25 protein-coding genes and 1 pseudogene are annotated in these 20,205 nt (G+C 74.5%); 16 read left to right on the forward strand and 10 right to left on the reverse strand.

The features are described 5' to 3' along the window. Positions 1–95: 95 nt before the first annotated feature. On the reverse strand, positions 96–758 hold the full coding sequence (locus AB0O09_RS24480; RefSeq protein ID WP_363544419.1) for a TetR/AcrR family transcriptional regulator: 663 nt from the start codon (positions 756–758) through the stop codon (positions 96–98). 69 nt (positions 759–827) lie between these two features. On the opposite strand from AB0O09_RS24480, the gene AB0O09_RS24485 reads away from it, so the two are divergent. Continuing rightward, positions 828–2,429, forward strand: coding sequence for an FAD-binding oxidoreductase (locus AB0O09_RS24485; RefSeq protein ID WP_363544420.1), 1,602 nt, complete (start codon positions 828–830; stop codon positions 2,427–2,429). A gap of 11 nt (positions 2,430–2,440) precedes the next feature. Here AB0O09_RS24485 and AB0O09_RS24490 read toward each other — a convergent pair whose 3' ends face one another. Together AB0O09_RS24490 and AB0O09_RS24495 are read right to left on the reverse strand one after the other, a co-directional pair. Further along, on the reverse strand, positions 2,441–3,352 hold the full coding sequence (locus AB0O09_RS24490; RefSeq protein ID WP_363544422.1) for an SDR family oxidoreductase: 912 nt from the start codon (positions 3,350–3,352) through the stop codon (positions 2,441–2,443). After that, positions 3,349–4,011, reverse strand: a complete 663-nt coding sequence (locus AB0O09_RS24495) for a helix-turn-helix domain-containing protein (RefSeq protein ID WP_363544424.1) — start codon at positions 4,009–4,011, stop codon at positions 3,349–3,351. Before AB0O09_RS24495 ends, AB0O09_RS24490 begins: the two co-directional genes overlap by 4 nt. Before the next feature lie 294 nt (positions 4,012–4,305). On the opposite strand from AB0O09_RS24495, the gene AB0O09_RS24500 reads away from it, so the two are divergent. The 4 genes from AB0O09_RS24500 (at position 4,306) to AB0O09_RS24515 (ending at position 6,978) form a co-directional block, all read left to right on the forward strand. Then, positions 4,306–5,220, forward strand: coding sequence for an ABC transporter substrate-binding protein (locus AB0O09_RS24500; RefSeq protein ID WP_363544425.1), 915 nt, complete (start codon positions 4,306–4,308; stop codon positions 5,218–5,220). Positions 5,221–5,348: 128 nt separating this feature from the next. Further along, positions 5,349–5,525, forward strand: a complete 177-nt coding sequence (locus AB0O09_RS24505) for a hypothetical protein (protein WP_363544427.1) — start codon at positions 5,349–5,351, stop codon at positions 5,523–5,525. A gap of 336 nt (positions 5,526–5,861) precedes the next feature. Beyond that, positions 5,862–6,440 (forward strand): pyridoxamine 5'-phosphate oxidase family protein, encoded by a 579-nt coding sequence (locus AB0O09_RS24510; RefSeq protein ID WP_363544429.1) that lies wholly within the window; start codon positions 5,862–5,864, stop codon positions 6,438–6,440. 61 nt (positions 6,441–6,501) lie between these two features. Beyond that, the gene (locus tag AB0O09_RS24515; protein WP_363544430.1) at positions 6,502–6,978 is read left to right on the forward strand and encodes a DUF1801 domain-containing protein; all 477 of its coding nucleotides are present in this window, start codon (positions 6,502–6,504) and stop codon (positions 6,976–6,978) included. A 121-nt stretch (positions 6,979–7,099) separates the two neighbouring features. Here AB0O09_RS24515 and AB0O09_RS24520 read toward each other — a convergent pair. After that, positions 7,100–7,207: pseudogene (locus AB0O09_RS24520) on the reverse strand (IS5/IS1182 family transposase); the annotation flags it as partial. A 121-nt stretch (positions 7,208–7,328) separates the two neighbouring features. Here AB0O09_RS24520 and AB0O09_RS24525 point away from each other — a divergent pair. The 3 genes from AB0O09_RS24525 (at position 7,329) to AB0O09_RS24535 (ending at position 10,450) form a co-directional block, all read left to right on the forward strand. Further along, positions 7,329–8,027, forward strand: coding sequence for an SDR family oxidoreductase (locus tag AB0O09_RS24525; RefSeq protein WP_363544432.1), 699 nt, complete (start codon positions 7,329–7,331; stop codon positions 8,025–8,027). Positions 8,028–8,618: 591 nt separating this feature from the next. Beyond that, complete coding sequence (locus AB0O09_RS24530) at positions 8,619–9,572, forward strand: MerR family transcriptional regulator (protein WP_363544434.1); 954 nt, start codon at positions 8,619–8,621, stop codon at positions 9,570–9,572. A 41-nt stretch (positions 9,573–9,613) separates the two neighbouring features. Then, a complete protein-coding gene (locus AB0O09_RS24535; RefSeq protein WP_363544436.1) occupies positions 9,614–10,450 on the forward strand; it encodes a PHP domain-containing protein in 837 nt (278 codons plus the stop codon). On the opposite strand, the gene AB0O09_RS24540 is transcribed toward AB0O09_RS24535, so the two are convergent. Then, positions 10,371–11,528, reverse strand: a complete 1,158-nt coding sequence (locus AB0O09_RS24540; RefSeq protein ID WP_363544438.1) for a hypothetical protein — start codon at positions 11,526–11,528, stop codon at positions 10,371–10,373. The genes AB0O09_RS24535 and AB0O09_RS24540 overlap by 80 nt on opposite strands. 160 nt (positions 11,529–11,688) lie before the next feature. Beyond that, positions 11,689–11,964 (reverse strand): helix-turn-helix transcriptional regulator, encoded by a 276-nt coding sequence (locus AB0O09_RS24545; protein ID WP_363544440.1) that lies wholly within the window; start codon positions 11,962–11,964, stop codon positions 11,689–11,691. Positions 11,965–12,022: 58 nt separating this feature from the next. Between AB0O09_RS24545 and map the strand changes: the two genes are divergently transcribed. Both map and AB0O09_RS24555 read left to right on the forward strand, forming a co-directional pair. After that, positions 12,023–12,790, forward strand: a complete 768-nt coding sequence (gene map / locus AB0O09_RS24550) for a type I methionyl aminopeptidase (RefSeq protein ID WP_363544442.1) — start codon at positions 12,023–12,025, stop codon at positions 12,788–12,790. A gap of 73 nt (positions 12,791–12,863) precedes the next feature. Next, complete coding sequence (locus AB0O09_RS24555; RefSeq protein ID WP_363544444.1) at positions 12,864–13,673, forward strand: HEAT repeat domain-containing protein; 810 nt, start codon at positions 12,864–12,866, stop codon at positions 13,671–13,673. A gap of 40 nt (positions 13,674–13,713) precedes the next feature. Here the strand turns inward: AB0O09_RS24555 and AB0O09_RS24560 are convergent, their stop codons facing one another. Then, positions 13,714–14,073, reverse strand: a complete 360-nt coding sequence (locus tag AB0O09_RS24560; protein WP_344624649.1) for a carboxymuconolactone decarboxylase family protein — start codon at positions 14,071–14,073, stop codon at positions 13,714–13,716. Positions 14,074–14,206: 133 nt separating this feature from the next. Between AB0O09_RS24560 and AB0O09_RS24565 the strand changes: the two genes are divergently transcribed. Beyond that, positions 14,207–15,091, forward strand: a complete 885-nt coding sequence (locus tag AB0O09_RS24565) for a LysR family transcriptional regulator (RefSeq protein ID WP_363544446.1) — start codon at positions 14,207–14,209, stop codon at positions 15,089–15,091. 31 nt (positions 15,092–15,122) lie between these two features. Here AB0O09_RS24565 and AB0O09_RS24570 read toward each other — a convergent pair whose 3' ends face one another. Further along, the gene (locus tag AB0O09_RS24570; protein ID WP_363544537.1) at positions 15,123–16,106 is read right to left on the reverse strand and encodes a DMT family transporter; all 984 of its coding nucleotides are present in this window, start codon (positions 16,104–16,106) and stop codon (positions 15,123–15,125) included. Positions 16,107–16,211: 105 nt separating this feature from the next. On the opposite strand from AB0O09_RS24570, the gene AB0O09_RS24575 reads away from it, so the two are divergent. Together AB0O09_RS24575 and AB0O09_RS24580 are read left to right on the forward strand one after the other, a co-directional pair. After that, positions 16,212–17,132, forward strand: coding sequence for a LysR family transcriptional regulator (locus AB0O09_RS24575; RefSeq protein WP_363544448.1), 921 nt, complete (start codon positions 16,212–16,214; stop codon positions 17,130–17,132). A gap of 96 nt (positions 17,133–17,228) precedes the next feature. Next, positions 17,229–17,678, forward strand: coding sequence for a hypothetical protein (locus tag AB0O09_RS24580; protein WP_363544449.1), 450 nt, complete (start codon positions 17,229–17,231; stop codon positions 17,676–17,678). A 54-nt stretch (positions 17,679–17,732) separates the two neighbouring features. Here the strand turns inward: AB0O09_RS24580 and AB0O09_RS24585 are convergent, their stop codons facing one another. Both AB0O09_RS24585 and AB0O09_RS24590 read right to left on the reverse strand, forming a co-directional pair. Further along, positions 17,733–17,855 (reverse strand): hypothetical protein, encoded by a 123-nt coding sequence (locus AB0O09_RS24585; protein WP_363544451.1) that lies wholly within the window; start codon positions 17,853–17,855, stop codon positions 17,733–17,735. Between the two features lie 185 nt (positions 17,856–18,040). Then, complete coding sequence (locus tag AB0O09_RS24590; RefSeq protein WP_363544453.1) at positions 18,041–18,505, reverse strand: NUDIX hydrolase; 465 nt, start codon at positions 18,503–18,505, stop codon at positions 18,041–18,043. Between the two features lie 174 nt (positions 18,506–18,679). On the opposite strand from AB0O09_RS24590, the gene AB0O09_RS24595 reads away from it, so the two are divergent. From AB0O09_RS24595 to AB0O09_RS24605, 3 genes are all read left to right on the forward strand, one after another. Then, positions 18,680–19,072 carry a helix-turn-helix transcriptional regulator gene (locus tag AB0O09_RS24595; protein ID WP_344624657.1) on the forward strand — a complete coding sequence of 131 codons (393 nt, stop codon included), beginning with the start codon at positions 18,680–18,682 and terminating at the stop codon, positions 19,070–19,072. A gap of 37 nt (positions 19,073–19,109) precedes the next feature. Next, positions 19,110–19,526, forward strand: a complete 417-nt coding sequence (locus tag AB0O09_RS24600) for a VOC family protein (protein ID WP_344624658.1) — start codon at positions 19,110–19,112, stop codon at positions 19,524–19,526. A 135-nt stretch (positions 19,527–19,661) separates the two neighbouring features. After that, positions 19,662–20,159 (forward strand): ATP-binding protein, encoded by a 498-nt coding sequence (locus AB0O09_RS24605; protein ID WP_363544456.1) that lies wholly within the window; start codon positions 19,662–19,664, stop codon positions 20,157–20,159. Positions 20,160–20,205: the final 46 nt, after the last annotated feature.

The following is a 20,205-nucleotide window of genomic DNA, read 5'->3' on the forward strand; positions in this document are numbered from 1 at the left end:
TCCAGGGGCGCTGGGGGCACCTCCCCGTGGTGCACCCGTGGGCTCCGAGGACACGCCCGCGGGCCGCACCCGTCCGGACGGCTCGCGGCAGCGGGTCAGGGCGCGGCCGGTCCGAGGGCGGTGCGGGCGGCGGCGAAGAGGCGTGCGCAGCGCTGCGCCATCGCGTCCGCGGACTCCTCGGGGTGCTTGATCCACCAGCGGACCAGGGCGGTGGCCAGGCCGCGCCAGGCGTGGGCGAGGGCGTCCGCGTCGAGCGGGTCCGGTCCGGTCCGGTCCGCCCCGGGGTCGTCGGCGGGGCCGGTCCGGTGGAGGAGGTCGAGGGTGCCGGCCGCGGCGAGGTCGTCGACGGCGGCCCGGTAGCGGGCGGCGAGCCGGGCGGGTTCGCCGTCGGGCGGCAGTGAGCCGTCGTAGAGGACGAACCAGGCCTCGCGCTGCCCCTCCAGTGCGGTGAAGAGGTTGTGCAGCACCCGCACGGGCGTCGGCGGCCGGTCGTCGCCGTCCGCGTCCATGGCGGTGCGGATGGCCTCCAGCAGCCGGTCGCCGACCGGGGTGAGGCAGGCGAGGTAGAGGTCCTGCTTGGGGCCGAAGTACTGGTGCAACAGGGTCTTGGTGACGCCGACGCGTGCGGCGACGGCCGCGAGCGAGGTGGCCTCGTAGCCGCGGCGGCCGAACTCCTCGGTGGCGGCCGCGAGGATCTGCCGTTCGCGGTCGGCCCGCGGGACGCCCTTGGTGCCGGCCCGGGAAGGGGGGATTGCCATGCCCTGGATATTACCCTATGGTAATTTACCGCTTGGTAAGTTCCTGTCACCGCCGCCCGAGGGAGCCCCATGGCCGAGGCCGCCGCACCCCGCACGCACCGCACCCGCTCCTGGTGGGGCTGGGGTTGGGCCGACGCCCACCCGGACGACGCCGAGTGCCTCGCGATGGGCGCCCTCGTCCCCGGCACGCTGGCCCGCCCGCTCCCCCTCCCGCGGATCGCCGACCTGCGGATCGGCCCGCCGGCCGCCGCCCCGCCGGCCGCCCTCGCCCCGTTGGTCACCGCCGACCCGGCCGCGCGGGCCTCGCACGCCATGGGCAAGGCCTTCCGCGACGTGGCCCGCGCGCTGCGCGGCCGCCCGGGCCGGATCCCCGACCTGGTCGCCCACCCGCGCTCCGACCGGGACGTCGCCGACCTGCTGGAGTGGGCCGGTGAGCAGGGCGCGGCCGTCGTCCCCTACGGCGGCGGCTCCTCGGTCGTCGGCGGCGTGGAGTACCGCGGGGACGCCCACCGCGCCGTGCTCTCCCTCGACCTCACCGCCATGGACGCCGTACTGGAGGTCGACACCGCCGGCCGCTCCGCGCTCGTCCAGGCCGGCATCCTCGGTCCGGCCCTGGAGGACCGGCTGCGGCCGTACGGGCTGACGCTGCGCCACTTCCCGCAGAGCTTCGAGTTCTCGACCCTCGGCGGCTGGCTCGCCACCCGGGCCGGCGGCCACTACGCCACCGGCCGCACCCGGATCGACGACTTCGCCCAGTCCCTGCGGGTGGTCACCCCCGCCGGCACCGGCACCTCCTGGCGGCTGCCCTCCTCCGGCGCAGGCCCTTCCCCCGACCGGCTCTTCCTCGGTTCGGAGGGCGCCCTCGGCATCATCACGCAGGCCTGGATGCGACTGCAGGAGCGCCCGCACCACAAGGCTTCGGCGGCGGTCGCCTTCGCCCGCTTCCAGGACGCCCTGGACGCGGTGCGCGCCGTCGCCCAGTCCGACCTGCTGCCCGCCAACTGCCGGTTGCTGGACGCCGGCGAGGCCGCGCTCTCCGGCGCCTCCCGCGACGGCTCGGCCGTCCTGGTGCTCGGCTTCGAGTCGGCCACCGCCCCCGTCGGGGACCGGCTCGCCCTCGCCGTCGACCTGGTCCTCGCCCACGGCGGCACCGCGGACCCGACCGGCGGCGACGGCGCGCCACCGGACGCCGCGATCGGCGCCTGGCGCAGCGCCTTCCTGCGGATGCCGTACCTGCGGGACGGGCTCGCCCGCATGGGGGCGGTCGTCGAGACCTTCGAGACGGCCGCCACCTGGGACCGGATCCCGGCCCTGATCGACGACGTCCGCAGCGAGGTCGGCGCGGCGGCGCAAAAGGCCACCGGCCACCCCGCCCTCGTCAACTGCCGCCTCACCCACGTCTACCCCGACGGCGCCGCCCCCTACTTCACCGTGATCGCGGGCGGCCGGGACGGGGACGAGGACGCCGTCTGGGACGAGCTCAAGGCCGTGGCCGAGGACGTGCTGCGCCGCCACCGCGCCACGATCACCCACCACCACGCCGTCGGCCGCGACCACCGCCGGTCCTACGACCTGCAGCGCCCGGAGCCCTTCGCCCTCGCGCTGCGCGCCGCCAAGGACGCGCTCGACCCGCACGGCGTCCTCAACCCCGGGGTGCTGCTGGACGCCTGAGGGCCGGGCGGCTACAGCGGGTCGCCGAGCGGCCCGTACCGGTCCTCCAGGCTCCGTGCCCAGTGGGCGGCGAAGTCCGGCTGCGTGCCGTCGGCGTCGGTGAACCCGTACTCCCGGTACAGGCCCCAGGTGGCCAGCGCGCGGCCGCTCTTGGCCATGACGGCGGGGTCGGCGGCGAGGGCGGCCACCGCGCGGCCGAGGTAGGCGGGGGTCTCGGAGTGGGCGAAGTCCGGGTCCTTCGCCACGCCGTCGCGCCAGTTCGCCTCGGTGACGCCGAAGTGGTCGAGCATGGCCTCCGAGCGCAGGAAGCCCGGAGTGATCGCGACCGCCGCGACGCCGTGCGGCTTCAGCTCGGCGGCCTGCGCGACGGCGAGCCGGATCACCGCGGACTTGGCGAGGTCGTAGAAGAAGCTGCCGCGGTAGCGGGCGGTGTTGCCGTCGGTCACCTCGACGACCAGGCCGCTGCCGCGGGCGACCATCAGCGGCAGTGCGTGGCGGCTGGTGATCACGTGGGTCTCCACCGCCCGGCGCAGCAGACGCAGTCCGGCGTCCAGGTCCTGCTCCCAGAGCGGGTGCTCCCAGTCGGTGAGGGCGTCGCCGCCCCACACGGAGTTGACCAGGAGGTCGAGCCGGCCGTCCTGCTCGGCCGCGATCCGGTCGACCAGGGCGCGGACCTCCTGCGGGCTGCTGTGGTCGGTGCGCACGGGGATGCCGAGGCCGCCGGCGGCGGTGACGCGCGCCGCGGTCTCCTCGATGGTCTCGGGGCGGTCCAGGTCGGAGCGGCCGGCCGTGCTGCTGCGGCCGGTGACGTACACCGTGGCGCCGGCGGCGCCGAGTTCGACGGCGATGCCGCGGCCGCCGCCGCGGGTGCCGCCGGCGACCAGGGCCACCGTGCCGGCCAGCGGCCGGATCTCAATCGTCATGCTTCCTCCGGGGTGCGGGCGCGGTTGGGGTGGTGGGGAGCCTCGGGGTGCCGGGGCATGTCGGGGTGCGGAGCCGTCGCGTGCGGGGCGAGCAGGGCCCGGAGCTCGTACTCGACCCGCTCGCCGAGGGTGCCGCTGCGCTCCAGCGCCCAGGTCAGGCCGGCGCCGGTGGTGACCGCCTGCACGGAGCCCGCGAGAGCGGCGGTGTCCGTCCCCTCGCGGAGCTCGCCGGCGGCTGCGGCGGACGCGAGCAGCCGCTCGACCGCCCGGCGCTGGGCGAGGTGGGCGGCCAGGGCGTGCCGGTGGAGCTGCGGGTCGGTGAGGTCCAGGCAGAGGAAGGCCAGGTGGTTGGCGAAGCGCTCGGGGGTGTCCATGGGCGCCAGCCACTCGGCGACCAGCGCGGCGAGGGCGTCGAGGGCCGTGCCGTGCTCCGCGCACGCCCGGCCGGCCGTCGCGTCGGCGTCCTTGACGGACTGCTCGGCGAGCGCGACCAGCAGGCCGCGCTTGGAGCCGAAGCGCTGGACGAGGGTGCCGGGCACGAGTCCGACCTCCCGTGCGACCGCGGCCAGTGTGAGCCCGGCCGGGCCGACCCGGCCGATCACCTCCGCGGTCGCACGCAGGATCACCACGTCGTCGATTCCGCGGGGACGCCCGGCCATGTCCGCTCCTCCCATTAATAAATGCCTGTTCATTCATTAAAGCGGGCGGCCGGACGGAACCGCAAACCGCAGCACCGGTGTCCGCTGAGCGGGACCCCCCGTGCCGCGTCCACGGCCCTGCGAACTATCATCGGCCGGGTACAGCGTCCCTCCGGAGGTCGCCCCGGCATGCCCGGGCGGCCTCGGCGGCCGGAGGCGACTCATCTCACCGGAGCGGGGCCTGTGAGAGCCCTCGGACTGCCTTGTGTCGTCGTGTCCCGAACTTGCCGCGCTCTGAAACGACTTGGGAATACGATGACTTCTCTGCCCGGGCGCGGCCGCACCGCCGTCACCGCCGTCCTCTCCTCCGCCCTGCTGCTGAGCGCCTGCAGCGCAACCGGCTCCGGCAAGAGCGAGGCCGACCTCCACGACCAGCTCCCCGAGGCCGTCAAGAAGGCCGGGGTGATCCGGGTGGGCGCCTCGCTCACCGCCGCACCGGTGATCTTCCGCGGCACGGAGGGCCAGCCGGACGGCCTCGACCCCGACCTCGGCGCCGCGATGGCCAAGGTCCTCGGCGTCAAGGTCGAGTTCCAGGACGCCGGCCCGTTCAGCAACGTGCTGCCGGGGCTGCTGGACAAGAAGTACGACGTCGCGATGTCCGGCATCACCGACAACCTCAACCGCCGCCAGGGGCTGGACAAGACCGGCAAGCAGGTCAACGACGGCGTCGACTTCGTCGACTACTACATGGCCGGCATCGGCATCATGGTCGGCAAGGGCAACCCGGCGAAGATCGCCAAGATCGACGACCTGTGCGGGCACGGCGTCGCCGTCAAGAAGGGCACCACCCACAACGACCTCGCCGTCCGCCAGAAGGCGGTCTGCGACGGCCAGGGCAAGCCGCTGAAGGTCGAGGAGACCACGGACGACGCCGGGGCCATGGAGGAGCTCCGCAGCGGCCGCGTCGACGCCTACGTGACCGACTACCCCAAGGCGCTCTACAACTCGCAGACCGCGGCCGGCGGCAAGGCCTTCGACATCGCCGGCCCCCAGCTCCAGCCCAAGCCGTACGGCATCGCCCTGCGCAAGAGCGACCAGCAGCTGCGCGACGTCCTCGCCAAGGCCATGCGGCGGCTCGTCGCCGACGGCACCTACGACGAGATCCTGAACCGCCGCAAGCTCACCGTCGGCGCCATCCAGAGCCCCGTCGTCAACGGCGGCACCAGCTGACGACACCCCGACCCCCGCGGCGGGCGGCCGACGGCACCGCGAGGTGTCGCCGACCGCCCGCCGCGTCCGCCCGCCCTGCTCCCCCGGCCGTCGACCGGGAGGCACCCCGTCGTGCGCGTTCAGTCGCCGTGCATCCGCAGCCGGCCGGCCCGCACACCGTCTACTTCCGGGCCGGCGTCGAGAACGTCCAGCCGCGGGGCAACGGCCACCTGATCGAGGTCGAGCTGAAGACCTTCGCACCCTCCGGCGCCAGCGGCCCCGGCTTCCTGCGGCAGGAACTCGACGCCATCGGCGCCCTCCCGTAACGCACCCGGGCGACCGCCGCCTCGTCCGCACCGGCCACCGCCCACTCGCGCAGGCCGTAGGCGGTCAGCCCGTCCAGGTCGCCGACCGCCATCAGCCGGTCGTACTCGGCGTCCGGCTCCGGTTCGGCCGGCCACGGGAAGCCGGGCCTCCGTCGTTCATCCGTGGTGCGTGCTCTCCGTACCGGTCTCCGTGCTGCTCTCCGTGGCGCTTTCGGTGGTGCTCTCCGTGGTCGGCACGGAGGCGGTGGGTGCCCCGCTCGGGAGAGGCTGTGACCACGGCGAGCGGGTCCGGCGGAGGAGCCGGGCGATCGCGGGCCGCGACCCGAGGAGTCGAGCATGACCGGTACGGAGGAGCTCCGTCAGCAGTCCGCCGCCACGGGCGGGGAACCCGCCGCGGCCGCGCCCGGGCCGCGCGACCGGCGCCGACGGGACACCGAGCACCGGCTCACCCACGACGTCGACGTCTGGGTCGCCAGCGCCTCCGCCGACGGCGGCCCGTACCTGGTGCCGCTCTCCTTCGACTGGGACGGCGAGGCGCTGCTCGTGGCCACCCCGGCCGACAGCCCGACCGGCAGGAACCCGGCCGCCACCCGCACGGCCCAGCTCGGCCTCGGCCCCACCCGCACGGCCCAGCTCGGCCTCGGCCCCACCCGCACGGCCCAGCTCGGCCTCGGCCCCACCCGCGACGTGACCGTGATCGACGGCGACGTCGACGTCGACGTCGACGTCCTCGAGATCGACGCACTGCCGCCGGAACAGGGCGACCGGTTCGCCACACGCACCGGCTTCGACCCGCGCACCCTCACCACGCCGTACCGCTGGTTCCGCATCAGCCCGCACCGCATCCAGGCCTGGCGGGAGGCGGACGAACTGTCCGGCCGTACCCTGATGCGCGACGGCCGTTGGCTCGCCTGACCGTCGCGCACGGCAGGAACATTGATCATCCGTCAGACATCTTCACGAGAGGACGCCTCCCATGCCGAACACCAAGAAGTCCGCCCCCGGCAGCAGCGCCGCCGAGAACGCGTTCGACGGGTTCACGCCCGAAGAGCGCCAGGCGATGAAGGAGCACGCCAAGGAGCTCAAGGCGTCCGCGCGACGCAGTCCCCGCACCGCCAAGGCCGACGCGGAGCAGGACGTCCTCGCGAAGATCGCCGAAATGCCGGAGGCGGACCGCGTCCTCGCCGAGCAGATCCACCGGATCGTCCACACCGCCGCCCCGGACCTCGCCCCGAAGCTCTGGTACGGCATGCCGGCGTACGCCAGGAACGGCAAGGTCGTCTGCTTCTTCCAGAGCGCCCAGAAGTTCAAGACCCGCTACGCCACGCTCGGCTTCAGCGACCTCGCCACCCTCGACGAGGGCGCCATGTGGCCCACCGCCTACGCCCTGACCGAACTGACCCCCGAGGCCGAGGCCCGGATCGCCGAGCTCATCGCCAAGGCCGCGGGCTGAGGCCCGGCCCTGCACGGCGAACCGGGGGCCGGGGTTTCCCGGAGGCCGTCGTCGTGCAGGGCGCCCGGCCGACGCCGCGCGCCCGGCAAGATCCGAAAAGAGGGCCTGGGGTGACCGGGTGGACGTGGCGGAGCAACTCCCAGGCGCCGTCCGCTGGCCAGCGACGATGCCGCTCGTGCACCGTCTTCCACGGTCCGTGGCGTTCCGGCGGATCGCGCCGCTGCACGCCTGCCTCCTGATTCATAGTCAGGAGCGGAGCCGTCGGAGAAAGTCGGGAGCGAGCGTCGAAGATCGCTGGGTATAGTGCAGGCGCTTCGCCCCGATGACCCCGTCGCCGAGGAGGCCGTCCCATGGAACCCGTCACGCTGATCACCGGTGGCTCGACCGGAATCGGCGCCGCCACCGCCCGCGCACTGCTCAAGCAGGGCCACCGCGTGGCCGTCACCGGACGCGACGCGGGCAAGCTGGCCGCCTTCGCCACCACCGCGGGGGCGGGCGAGCGGCTGCTGACGATCACCGGCGACGCCGGCGAAGCGGATGACGTCGCCGCCGCCGTCCGCCAGGTGCTGGACACCTGGGGCCGGCTGGACAACGTCATCGCCAACGCCGGTTTCTCCCTGCCCGGCAACCTGGAGACCCACGCCCCCGAGGACATGCGCGCCATGATCCTCACCAACGTCCTGGGCCCCGCCCTGCTGGTCCAGGAGACCCTGCCCCACCTGAGGACCTCCAAGGGCCGGATCGTGATCATCGGCTCGGTCGCCGGCGTCCGCCACACCCCCGGCAACCTCTACTCGGTCACCAAGTGGGCCGCCCACGCCCTCGCCGAGAACACCCGCCTCCTGGTCGGCCAGGACGGAGTCGGCGTCACCGTTGTCGCCCCCGGCATCGTGGACACCCCCTTCTGGCACGGCCGCGGCGGCACCCCGGAGGCAGCCGCCACGATGACCGCCGAGCAGATCGCGGACACCGTCGTGTTCGCCATCAACCAGCCCGCGGGCGTGGACATCAACCACATCACGGTCCGGCCGACGGGGCAGGTCGGCTGAGGCAGAGCTCCCAAGGGCCTTGCGGGGAGACGCCTTTGGCCCCCGCCAAGCACGGTGTTGTGCAGGCCGGGGGCGCCTTCGGATCCGGGCCGCCGCCCCGCGGCGTTCCTGAGCGCCGTGACCGCCGTTGCCTTGATCATCCGGCTTCGGACTTGAGGTCGTCCCACGACGCAAGGGGACGGTAGGCCAGAACTCGGCGACTTACGCGATCGACCGGACAACCCTCAGCGGTCCGTTCCGGAAGTCCTGCGGGTTGCCTTCGGATCCGGCGTTGTGCGTGTCACCTGGTCAGATTTCGGGGGCGGAGAGGTGGAGCCGGCAGGCGCGGTCGACGGCGTTCTGGAGTGCCGGCGAAACTCGGTGGGCGGCGGGGAGTCCTCGCAGCCATCGGCGCCGGCGTGGCAGAGGGCGAAGTCCCCCGCGGTTCCGCCGTGGCGCAGGCGCATCAGGAGCCGCTTGAGCATCGGGATCGGGAGCCACGTTGCTCCGTTGTGCGCGACGCAGTTCGACACAGTCCGTGTCCTCGTTCCACCCGATGGCACTGGACCTTGCCCCTGAGGGCAAGGTCTAGGGTGTCTCGCGGGTGATGACATGAAGATCAGTGAAGTCGCGCGGCGCGCGGGTGTGACGACGAAGACGGTTCGCTACTACGAGGCCGTAGGGCTGGTCACCCCTGCCCGGCTCGCCAACGGTTACCGGGACTACTCCCTGCATGACGCCCGGATGGTGCGCGAAGCCCGCGCGCTGAATCAACTGGGGATCCCGGTCGAGCAGACCCGCCCGTTCCTTGAATGTCTTTCCGAAGGCCGGGACCACGTGGATGACTGCCCCTCCTCGCTGGCCGGATACCGGGCCGCCATCGACGACCTGACGGAACGGATCGAAGCCTTGACCGCCCGGCGGGCGGTGCTGGTCGAGCACCTGCGGGATGCCGCCTACCGCAACAGCCGCACCCGCCCCGGCGAGGAAGAGAGCACCGTGAGCGACCTGAGCCGACTTCCGTCGGGCCTGCCCGTCCCCGAGGACGACGGCGCGGCCGACCATCTCGTGGGCCGGACAATGCCGAACATCGATCTCACCAGTACCGCGGGTGGCACCGTCCCCGTGCATGCGCCGGGTGAAGGCCGTTCCGTCCTCTACTGCTACCCGCTCACGGGCCGGCCCGACACGGACGTACCGGACGGTTGGGAGGCCATCCCCGGCGCGCGCGGATGCACCGCCGAAGCGTGCGACTTCCGCGACCACCACGAGGAGCTGGCCGCTCTCGGTGCGGCCCGCGTGTTCGGCCTGTCCAGCCAGGACACCGGATACCAGCAGGAGGTCGTCGACCGTCTGCGGCTTCCCTTCGCGATGCTCTCGGACACCGCGCTGCGCCTGGCCGCGCTGCTCGGCCTGCCGACCTTCGAGTTCGGCGGAATGACGCTCTACAAGCGCATCACGCTGATCATCCGTGGCGGCGTGATCGAGCACGTCTTCTATCCGATCTTCCCGCCGAACGAGCACGCCCGTCAGGTACTGGACTGGCTGAAGGACAATCCCGTCTGACCACGCCCTCACAGTCCCGTCACCGTCGAAAGGATCACGGAATGCTCCCGCCGGACAGTCACGTCCACAGCCAGTGGTCCTGGGATGCGCCAGCAGGCTCGATGGAGGAGACCTGCGTGCGCGCGCTCGACCTCGGGCTGCCGTCGGTGGCGTTCACCGAGCACGCGGACCTCACGCCCTGGACGCTCGGCCCGGGCACGAAGGCGCCGGAGGAGTGGGGTCCACTCGTCGTGGACGAAGTGCTGACCCCGCCCCCCGTCGATCTCGACGGATACCGGGAGTGCCTCGAACGATGCCGGCAGCGTCATCCGGAGCTGCGGATCCTGTCCGGCATCGAGTTGAGCGAGCCCCACTGGCACCCGTCGCGAGCCGAGGCGCTGCTCGGTGCGGGAAGCTTCGAGCGGGTACTGGCCTCGGTGCACTCCGCGCCGGCCGCCAGTGGTTTCGGCTTCACCGAAGTCTCCGCGCGCTACGCCGATCAGTCACCCGCTCAGGTCGTCCGCGCCTACCTCGCTGAGACGGCCCGCCTGATCGAACAGTTCGCTCCGTTTGAAGTACTGGCACACATTGACTACCCGGTCCGCCGCTGGCCTGCGGGCGGGAAACCGTACGACCCCTACGACTTCGAGGAGGAGTACCGCCACGTCCTGCGCTGCCTTGCGGCCGCCGGCAAGGTCCTCGAGGTCAACACCAGGGTTCCGCTGCACCCCCAGGTGCTGGCCTGGTGGCGAGAGGAGCGCGGCCAGGCCATCACCTTCGCGAGCGATGCCCACGACCCCACGGCCCTGGCCCGGGGCTTCAGCGATGCCGCGCACATGGCGGAGGCCGCGGGCTTTCGCCCGGGCCGGGATCCGCACGACTTCTGGAGCCGCCGGTGACCGGGGGCAGCCACGAGCGGTGCCGTTCGGTTCGGCGGTCTGAATGGGGGAAGAACCCTTCACCGGTCGCGGTCACGGTGAAGCGAACGGCGAGTTGGCCGAGACGCCCACGGTAACTGCGGATCAGAAGGCGGTGTTCCACTCGGACGGCGCGTTCGAGGTCGCAGCGGGGGTCCTGCACTCGGTGAAGACCGTGATCAACGTGCGCGTGGTGACGCGGCCGATCGGAGCAGTCGATGACATTGCTCTGATCACGGCCTGTCGCACCCGCCACCAGAGGTGGCTCCGAATCTCGTGGCCCGAACCGGCGACGCTCGATTTCGCTGTCCAACCGGCTCTCGAACACCTGCCCGACGGCCCGGGCCGTCCGGCCGCCGAGGAGTCCCGTCCCGGCGGAGAAGACCGGCAGCAGGGTGCGCAGCGCGCGTCGGCCGTGGAGTGCGACGAGCAGGGCCGCCTCCTCGGCGGCTCCGGGTCGGTCCACCGGTCGGGCGGTGGCGGCGGGGGCCGGTGGCAGGGGGTGGAGCCGGCGGAGCCGGGCGAGTTCGCGTCGTCCGGCCACGGTTCGGGGTCCGGAGAGGAGGAGGGCGAGGGCCGCGGCGGCGAGCGGCGCGCCGGCTACGGCGGCGCCGTGGAGGATCGCGGCGACGGCGGCACCGGCGGCGGCGACCGAGATCAGGCGTGCTGCGGCGAGCCTGGCGGCGCCGCAGAGCAGGTGACGGTCGGCCAGGTCCCGGCGCAGTTCGCGTCGGGCCCGCTGCACGGCGGGCCGCCCGGCGAGGTCGGGAAGAGCCAGCGGTCTGGCCAGGCCGCTGCGCACGGCGCGGTGCACGGGGGTCGGTTCGACGGGCGGGTCGACCCGGCCGCGCAGCCGCAGCCGTCCCCCGCGGTCGGCGTCCAGTGCCCCGGCGAGGCGGTATTCGACGACGACCACCGCCAACGCGGCCTTCCCTCCGCCGCGCAGGGCCGCCAGCCGCACCACCCCCAGGCCCTCCGCCCGCCCGCGGACGGGCAGCCACCGCAGCAGTGCGGCCAGGAGCACGCCGGCCGCCGGGCAGACCGTCCAGATCGTTCCCATCGCCGGCCTCCGGAGCCGGACCGTGGTGCCGGTCTGCGGGGTGCATCCGACGGTGGGGAGACCACGGCCACGAACCGACGGATGCCCTCGACTCCCATGCTCGACACCGGACTTGAGCGCCTTCAGAGCTTCGCGGGCCCATGTCGGGTCCGGCGTCCGTTCAGGCCGACAGCGCCTCGTCGCGGCCGTCCTCGTCCTCGGCGCAGGCGGCGGCCAGGCGGTCGAGGGAGATGTCCAGGGCCGCAGCGAGGGCGGCGACGGTAAAGAAGGCGGGGGTGGGTGCCCGGCCGGTCTCGATCTTGCGGAGGGTTTCGGCGGAGACGCCCGCCGCGGCGGCCACCTCCACCATGCTGCGGTCGCCGCGGGCCCGGCGCAGCAGTGCGCCGAACCGCTCGCCGCGCTCGCGCTCCCACGGGGTCAACGGAGTCCTCACCATGACCGTGATACTAATACCGGTATAAGTATTGGGTCCAACGAGGGCGGGAGTCACGCGCATGGTGGAGATCAAGTCGGACGCGGCGCTGGACGCGATGCGCGAGGCCGGCCGGGTGGTCGGCCGGGCGCTGGAGGCCGTCCGGGCGGCCGCGCGTCCGGGCGTGTCGCTGCAGGAGCTCGACGAGGTGGCTCGCGGCGTCCTCGCCGAGGCCGGGGCCCGTTCCCCGTTCCTCGGGTACCGGCCCTCGTTCGCGCCGACGCCCTTCCCGGCGGTGATCTGCACCTCCGTCAACGACGCCGTGGTGCACGGCATCCCGACCGGGTACCGGCTGCGCGACGGCGACCTGGTGAGCGTCGACTGCGGGGCCGAGCTGGACGGCTGGACGGGCGACGCCGCGGTCAGCTTCACGGTGGGCACCGCCCGGCCCGCCGACCTCGCCCTGATCGAGGCGACCCGCCGGGCCCTCGACGCGGGCATCGCCGCCGCGGTGGCGGGCGGCCGCCTCGGCGACATCTCCCACGCGATCGGCACCGCCGCCCGCCGGGCCCGCTGCGGCATGCCGGAGGGTTTCGGCGGCCACGGCATCGGCCGCCGGATGCACGAGGACCCGCACCTGCCCAACCGGGGCCGCCCCGGGCGGGGGTTCCCGCTGCGCCACGGCCTGGTTCTGGCGATCGAGCCGATGCTCATGGCCGGCGGCCGCGATGACTACCGCACCGGCGACGACGGCTGGACGCTGTTCACCATGGACGGCAGCCGCGCGGCCCACATCGAGCACACCGTCGCCGTCACCGAGGACGGGCCGCGCATCCTCACCCTCCCCTGACACCCCCGTGGACGGCCGGGCAGGCCGGAATCCCCTTTGCGCGACCGTGTTCCGGGCGGGTTGGATCGCACCCGTGCCAGAAGAACAGCCGTCCGGGGGCAGGTGCACGGTCCCCCACCGATCGCCGGCACCGGACTCCCCGTCCGCGGCCCGCGCCCACGTCCTCGGGCTGTGCCGACGCACCGATCCGGCGCGCGTCGACGCCCTGCTCGACCGGCTCGACCGGCCCGCCGCGACGGCCGACGTGCCCTGGGACGAGGAGCTGGCGCGGGCGGTCGTCCGGGTCGCCGACGACCGTTTCGTCCCGCTGCTCGTCCGCCTCTGTGCGGCGCCGCGCCCGGTCGCCCTGGTGGCGCTCGACGCCCTGGTCGTCCTGCGTCCCGGCCCCGGCGCGGTGCGCACCCTGGTGGCCGTCTTCACCGGGTCGGTGGACGATCGGCGGGTGCACGAGGCGGCGAGCCGGGCGCTGGTCGCGGCGGGGCCGACCGCGGTGGCGGCGCTGGTCCCGTCGGTGCCGTGGACGCGGGAGGCCGACCGCCGGCTGCGGCAGTCGCTCGCCTGGTTCTTCGGACGGGCGGACTGCGGGACGGACCGCGCGGTGCGGGTGCTGGCGGAGTTCCTCTCCGATCCGTGCTCCCGCACCCGCGCGGAGGCCGCGGCCTCGCTCGGTCTGCGCGGCGACCCCTCGGCGGGCCCGCTGTTGCAGCGCGCCCTCGCCCACCCCGACGAGCGGGTCCGTGCCCGCGCCGCCACGGCGCTCGGTCGGGTCCGCGCGTACGACGCGGTGGAGCGGTTGCGGCGGTCGGCCGCGCACGACGCCTTCCCGACCGTCCGGAACGCGGCCGCCGCGGCCCTCCGCGCCCTGGCCGCCCGGGAGCGCTGATCCCGGGCGGGCACGGCCCCGCGGGGGCTCCGAGTGCCCGTCAGCCGTGGACCGCCGCACCCGGGTGGGCGTGCCGACCGTGCTGCTCGTAGAGGCGGTCGGCCAGGAGGGCGTGGGCGAGTGTGCCGCCGGCGCGGACGGCGGCGGTCACGAAGGCCGTCTCGGCGAGTTCTTCGGCACTGACGCCGTGCCGGCGGGCGGCGGCGGTGTGCACGTCCAGGCAGTAGGAGCACTGGGTCACGAGGGCGACGGCCACCGAGATCAGTTCGCGGTAGCGGCGCGGCACGGCGCCGTCCTCCCGGTCGACGGCCTCCTGGAAGGCCAGCCAGGCGGCGAACTCCGCCGGGGCGGCCCGGCCGACGGAGCGGGCGCGGTGCAGGTCGTCGGGGTGCTCGTACACGTCTGGACTCCTCGTTCGACGGGTGGCGGCGGCGCTGTCGTCCGCCGCCACCCACCACCTCATCCAAGGCGGCCGGTGCCCGTCCAAGACCGGTTCCGGGCCTCCGGTTCCGTTCTCGGTATCGTGGCCGGTCATGGACCTGCGGGCGTTGCGCTGTTTCCTCGCGGTGGCCGAGGAGGGGCACTTCGGCCGGGCGGCGGCCCGGCTGCACCTGGCCCAGCCGCCGCTCAGCCGCCGGATCCGGGACCTGGAGGCGGATCTCGGCTGCCGGCTGTTCGACCGGATCCCGACCGGGGCGCGGCTCACCCCGGCGGGCGAGGTGCTGCTGGTGGAGGCGCGCGACCTGCTGGAGCGGGCCGAGCGGGCCCGGGAACGGGTACGCGGCGCCGGGGCCGGCCGGGTGCTGGTGGTGGGTGTCGCCGCCGGTGCGGGCCTGGACGTCGGCCCGGCGTCCCTGGCGGCGCTGCGGCGCAGCCGTCCGGGGCTGCGGGTACGGCTGCGGGAGGCGCCGGTGACCGACCCGAGTGCCGGGCTGCGGGAACGGCGGGTGGACGTGGCGCTGACCCGGTTGCCCTTCGACACCGCCGGCCTGACCATCCGTCCGCTCGGGGTGGAGCAGGTGGTGGCGGCCGTGCCTGCGGACGATCCGCTCGCGGCCCGTGGGCGGCTGCACGTCGGCGAGTTGGCCGGCCGGCCGCGGTTCCGGTTGCCGCCCGGGACGGACGCCCGGTGGCGCGCCTACTGGCTGGCGGCCGAGGACGATTCGCCGGGCCCGGTGGTGGCCTCGGTCGAGGAGTGCCTGCACAGCGTGGTGTGGGAGGGCGCGGTGGGCCTGCTGCCGGCGGGAGCCTCGGTGCGACACGCACGGTCCGGGGTGGCGTTCGTGCAGGTGGACGGCCACCCGCCGAGCCGGATCGTCGCCGCCCGGCCCGGGGACTGCACCGATCCGCTGGTCGACGCCCTGGTCGACGCCTTGGCCGAGGCGTCGGCTGCCGTGTCCCGGGACGCCCTGGCGTAGCCGCCGGCCGGGGCGTCGGACCCCGGACGGGTCAGGCGGTGGGCACCGGTTCGGCGGGGCGGTCGGCGGCGGCCGGCGGTGCGGTGCGGTGGGCGCGTTCGACGGCCTGGCCCCAGTAGGTGCCGGCCACCATGAGGACGGCGCCGAGGGCGGCGGGTGCGGTGAGCCGTTCGCCGCCGAGGCCGATGCCGACGGCGACCGCCCAGACGGGTTCGGTGCCCAGGAGCAGGCTGGCCCGGCTGGCTGAGCTGCGCTGCACCGCCCAGGTCTGCGCCAGGAAGGCGAACACGCTGCAGAACAGGGCGAGGTGCAGCAGCGATCCCCAGGTGGCCGCACTCGCGTGGGCGAGGCCGGGCAGGCCCGCGACGGCGGGGGCGGCGAACAGGGCGGTGCCGACGACGGTCTGGACGGCGGTCAGGTGCATCGGGCGCAGCTCGCGTCCGGCGGTGAGGCGGCCGACGAGGGCGACGTGTCCGGCGCGGACGACCGCGGCGGCGAGCATCAGCAGGTCGCCGAGGCCGGGGGTGTGCAGTCCGGTGCCGGACATCAGCAGGCCGACGGCGAGGACGCACAGCCCGGCGGCGGCGAAGAACCGGCCCGGCAGCGGGCCGCGGCCGGCGCCGCGGTCGAGGAGGGGGGTGAGCACGATGGTGAGGCTGATGATGAGTCCGGCGTTGGCGGCGCTGGTGTGGGCGACGCCGTAGGTCTCGATCGCCAGGACGGCGGCCTGGGTGAGGCCGAGCACCGTGCCGTACCGCAGTTCGGCGGGTCGGGGCCGGGCCGGGCCGCGGCGGTGGGTGCGCGGCAGGACGCCACGGCCGGTGCGGCGGCGGGAGCTGCGGGCGGCGCCCGCGGCGATCACGGCGGTGGCCGCGAGCGCGGCGAGCGCGTAGCGCACGAAGAGGACGGTCAGGACGGGGACGGCCCCGGTCGCGGCCTTGGCGGCGAGGTAGCTGGAACCCCAGACGATCGCGACGAGCAGCAGGACCAGGTCGGTACGGCGGGTGTCAGGCACGGTGGGCACGGCCACCACGCTGCCGGAGTGCGACCGTGAAGCCAAGGGCCACTTACTGAAACGATCTTTTAGCAGTGCCTACACGGTCGGGCCTAGACTGTGCGGATGGACGAACGTCAACTGCGGGTCCTGCGGGAGCTCGGCGAGCTCGGCAGCGTCACCGCGGTCGCGGAGGCGATGACGGTGACGCCCTCGGCCGTGTCGCAGCAGCTGCGGCTGTTGCAGCGATCGGTGCCGGTGCCGCTGACCGAGCGCGCCGGGCGGCGGCTGGTGCTCACCGATGCCGGGCGGGCGCTGGCGGACGCGGCGATCGGCGTGTCCGCGGCGCTGGCCCGGGCCCGGCACGCCGTCGACCGGTTCGTGGAGCAGCCGCAGGGTCTGGTGTCGGTCGCGGCGTTCCACAGTGCGGGTGCGGCGTTCTTCCCGTTGCTGCTGCGGCAGTCGGCCGCCGGGGCGGACTTCCCGCGGCTCGCCCTCGCCGACGAGGACGTCGCGCAGGAGCGGTTCCCGCGGCTGACCCGGGACCACGACCTCGTCCTGGCGCACCGGCTGGACCACACCGCGCACTGGCCGGGCACGGTGGCGGTGACCCCGCTGCTGAACGAGCCGCTCGACGTGGCGCTGCCGGCCGGGCATCCACTGGCGGCCCGCGACCGGCTGACGCCGCACGACGTGGCGGGCCTGCCGTGGATCACCGTCCACGACGGCTTCCCCCTGCTGGCCACCGTGGAGGCGATCGCGGCGGTGGCCGGCCGGCAGCCCGAGATCGTCCACCGGATCAACGAGTTCACGGTCGCGGCGGAGGTCGTCGCGGCGGGCGGCGGGCTGGCGCTGATGCCGCGCTGGACGGCCCGGCGGCACCCCGGCGTCGTGCTCCGCCCGCTGACCGGGGTGCACGCCAGCCGCCACGTCGACGTCCTGCACCGGCCCGAGCGCACCGCCCGGCTGGCCGTGCGCACCGTCCTGGCCGCCCTGGTCCGGGCGGCGGACACCGTCCGCGGCAGCGACCGAGCGGCCCCGCCCTGACCCGGCCGTACCTCCCTGCCGCGTCCGGCTCCCGGGGGTCCGGTGCGATCGCCGGGGCGGGACACTGATGCGATGTTGCTGAGACGGATTGCCGAAGTGGCCGACGAGCCACTGGTGCTGGAGCCCGCCGACCGGCGGGTGGAGTGGCGGACCAACACCTGGTGGCTGGGTGCGGAGGAGGAGGACAGGCGGGCGCTGACCGTGCCGGAGGTGGTCACCGCCTTCGAGCGGACCGCCGAGGGCATCCGGCGCCGTGTCCGCGGGACGGGATTCCCGGGGGTGGCGACCTTCTACGTGTGGCACGACGAGCAGGCCGGACGGCTCCGGTGCTCGACCGGTTCGGTGGCCGCGGACGCGTTGCCCTTCGGCGGGGCGTACGTGCCCTCCGACGATCTCGGCCCGGTCGTCGAGGCGTTCCTGGGCGACCGGTCACCGGGTCTGGTCCCCTGGTCGGACCTCGACGAGGTGCACGACCTCTCGCAGACCGTGCCGGAGCCCGAGCCCTTCCCCGTCTGGGTCCGCAGCGTCGGCGCGGTCACGCACTGACCGCCCCACCGGCCCACGGCAGTCGCGGTCGGGCCCGGACGGCGGTCAGGCGCGTCAGGTGGCCGTCACGGCGGGCTCGGCCGGCTCGGGCGCGGGGCGGGTGAGGGCGATGACGGCGATGTCGTCGGTGAGGCGGTGGGTCCAGTCGCCGACGTCCGAGGCGAGGTGGCGCACCACGCCGTCGGGGCCGACGGGCGCCGCGGAGAGGCGGACGCACGGCCTGCGGCCGCTGCACTGCTCGGAGCGTCCCGACCTGCACGGCCGGGACGGCGTGCGCTGGAGCAGTCTGGTGCTGCAGGCGGACGGCGCCCCGGGCGGGGCGTGAACACCCGGGGCGTGAACGGACCTCCGGGGGCCGCCGGTCAGCCGTGCTGCCGGTCGAGGCCGTCCAGCCCGGCGGCCAACTGCGGCCAGGAGGCGGCGAATCCGGGATGGAGGCGCAGCCCGGCGACCTCGGTGCGGCCGCACCAGCGGTGGGCGGCCGCCTCGCCGTCGCCACGGCGCGGGCGGAACGGCTCCAGGGCCTCGGCGACCACGGTGTGGTAGGCCCAGCCGCCGTGGTCGTCGACGAAGGTGTGCAGCCGGCGCAGGGCGGGGAGGCTGCCGAGTTCCTCCGCGAACTCGCGCCGGGCACCGTCCCAGGGGCTCTCGCCCGCCTCCAGGGCGCCACCGGGGATGCTCCAGGTACGGCCGTGGTGGACCCGCCAGGAGCGGCGCTGGAGCAGCAGGTCCTCGCCGCGGAGCAGCAGCAGCCCCGCGGCGCCGTGCGGTCCCCAGTGGCGGCATCCGCGCGCGTCCCTGACGAATCCGCGGCTGCTGTCGGCCATGCTCTCCCCCTGTGTGGTGTCCCTCGGGCGGGGCGCGGCCGGTGGCGGTCACCGCGCGTCCCTGCGGCGATTCCACCGTGTCCGGGCGGTGCGGGGCAATCCGCGCCGGGGCGACGGCCCGCGTCGCTCTCAACGGCCCGCTCGGTGTCGGCGGCACGTTGTACGGTGCTCGGTGTGGACATCGCCGATCTCGCCAGGCTGCGCCGGGCACGTGACCGCATGGACCGCGACTACGCGGAGCCGCTGGACGTCCCGGCCCTGGCGCGCGACGCGCTGATGTCGCCGGGCCACTTCTCGCGCAGTTTCCGGGCGGCTTACGGCGAGACGCCGTACAGCTACCTCATGACCCGCCGGATCGAGCGGGCGAAGGCGCTGCTGCGGCGCGGCGACCTGTCGGTGACGGAGGTCTGCATGGCGGTGGGCTGTACGTCGCTGGGCTCGTTCAGTTCGCGGTTCACCGAGCTGGTCGGCGAGAGCCCGAGCGCGTACCGGGCCCGCGACCACGACCCGGGGGCGCCGATCCCGGCGTGCGTCGCCAAGATGCACACCCGGCCGATCAGGAACTGAGAAGCAAAACAGGCCGCCGGTCCGTAGCGTGTGGGCCATGGACATCAAGCTTTCGCAGTGCTTCATCGCCGTCGACGACCACGACAAGGCGCTCGCCTTCTACCGCGACGCGCTCGGCCTGGAGGTCCGCAACGACGTCGGTTTCGAGGGGATGCGCTGGGTGACGGTCGGCTCGCCGACCCAGCCGGACGTGGAGATCGTGCTGGAGCCGCCGCTCGCCGACCCGAACGCATCGGAGGCCGACCGGCAGACGGTGGCCGAGCTGATGGCCAAGGGCATGCTGCGCGGGGTCATCTTCCAGACCGACGACTGCGACGCCACCTTCGAGCGGGTCAGCGCGGCCGGCGCCGAGGTGCTGCAGGAGCCGATGGACCAGCCGTACGGAGTGCGCGACTGCGCCTTCCGCGACCCGTCCGGCAACATGCTGCGCTTCACCCAGCCCCGCACCAGGTAGCACCTGACGCGACGTTGGCGGCCCGGCGGCCGGAGACGGCACCGCCGGGCCGTCCGCATGCCCGCGGGCCCTCTTGCCCTCATGCCTGCGGCAACCCGGCTGACGGGTCGTCCGGTCGAGCACTGGGGTGGCCGCATGGTGGAGCCCACGGGCACGGTGGTCCTGATGTGCGGCCTCCCCGGGGCGGGCAAGACCACGTACGCGCGGGCGCTGGTCCGCCGCGGGTACGTCCGGCTGTCGATCGACGAGGCGGTCTGGCAGCGGCTCGGGCAGCGCGACGCCGGCCTGGTACTGGCGGAGGCGGCGTTCGACGCGCTCAAGGAGGAGGTCCGCCGCGAGCAGCGCCAGGAGCTGATCCGGCTGATGCGGGCGCGCCGGAACGTGGTGGTGGACTACAGCTTCTGGAGCCGGGCCGCGCGCGAGGACTACAAGGCGCTGGTCGAACAGCACGGCTGCCGCTGGGAGTTGGTCCACCTCAAGGCGGACCGGGCGACGCTGCAACGCCGGCTCGCCGTACGCAACCGCGAGGTCGGCGCCGATGCCGTCACCGTGGACGCGCGGCTGCTGGAACGCTACCTGTCCGCGTTCGAGGAGCCGGTCGGCGAGGGCGAGCAGGTCCTGCCGCAGCACTGACCGGTCCCCGCCGCGCCGCCCCGGCCCGGCCCGAGCCGAAGGCTGA

Origin of the sequence: Kitasatospora sp. NPDC093679, assembly GCF_040683455.1 — a bacterium.
GTDB lineage: Bacteria > Actinomycetota > Actinomycetes > Streptomycetales > Streptomycetaceae > Kitasatospora > Kitasatospora arboriphila.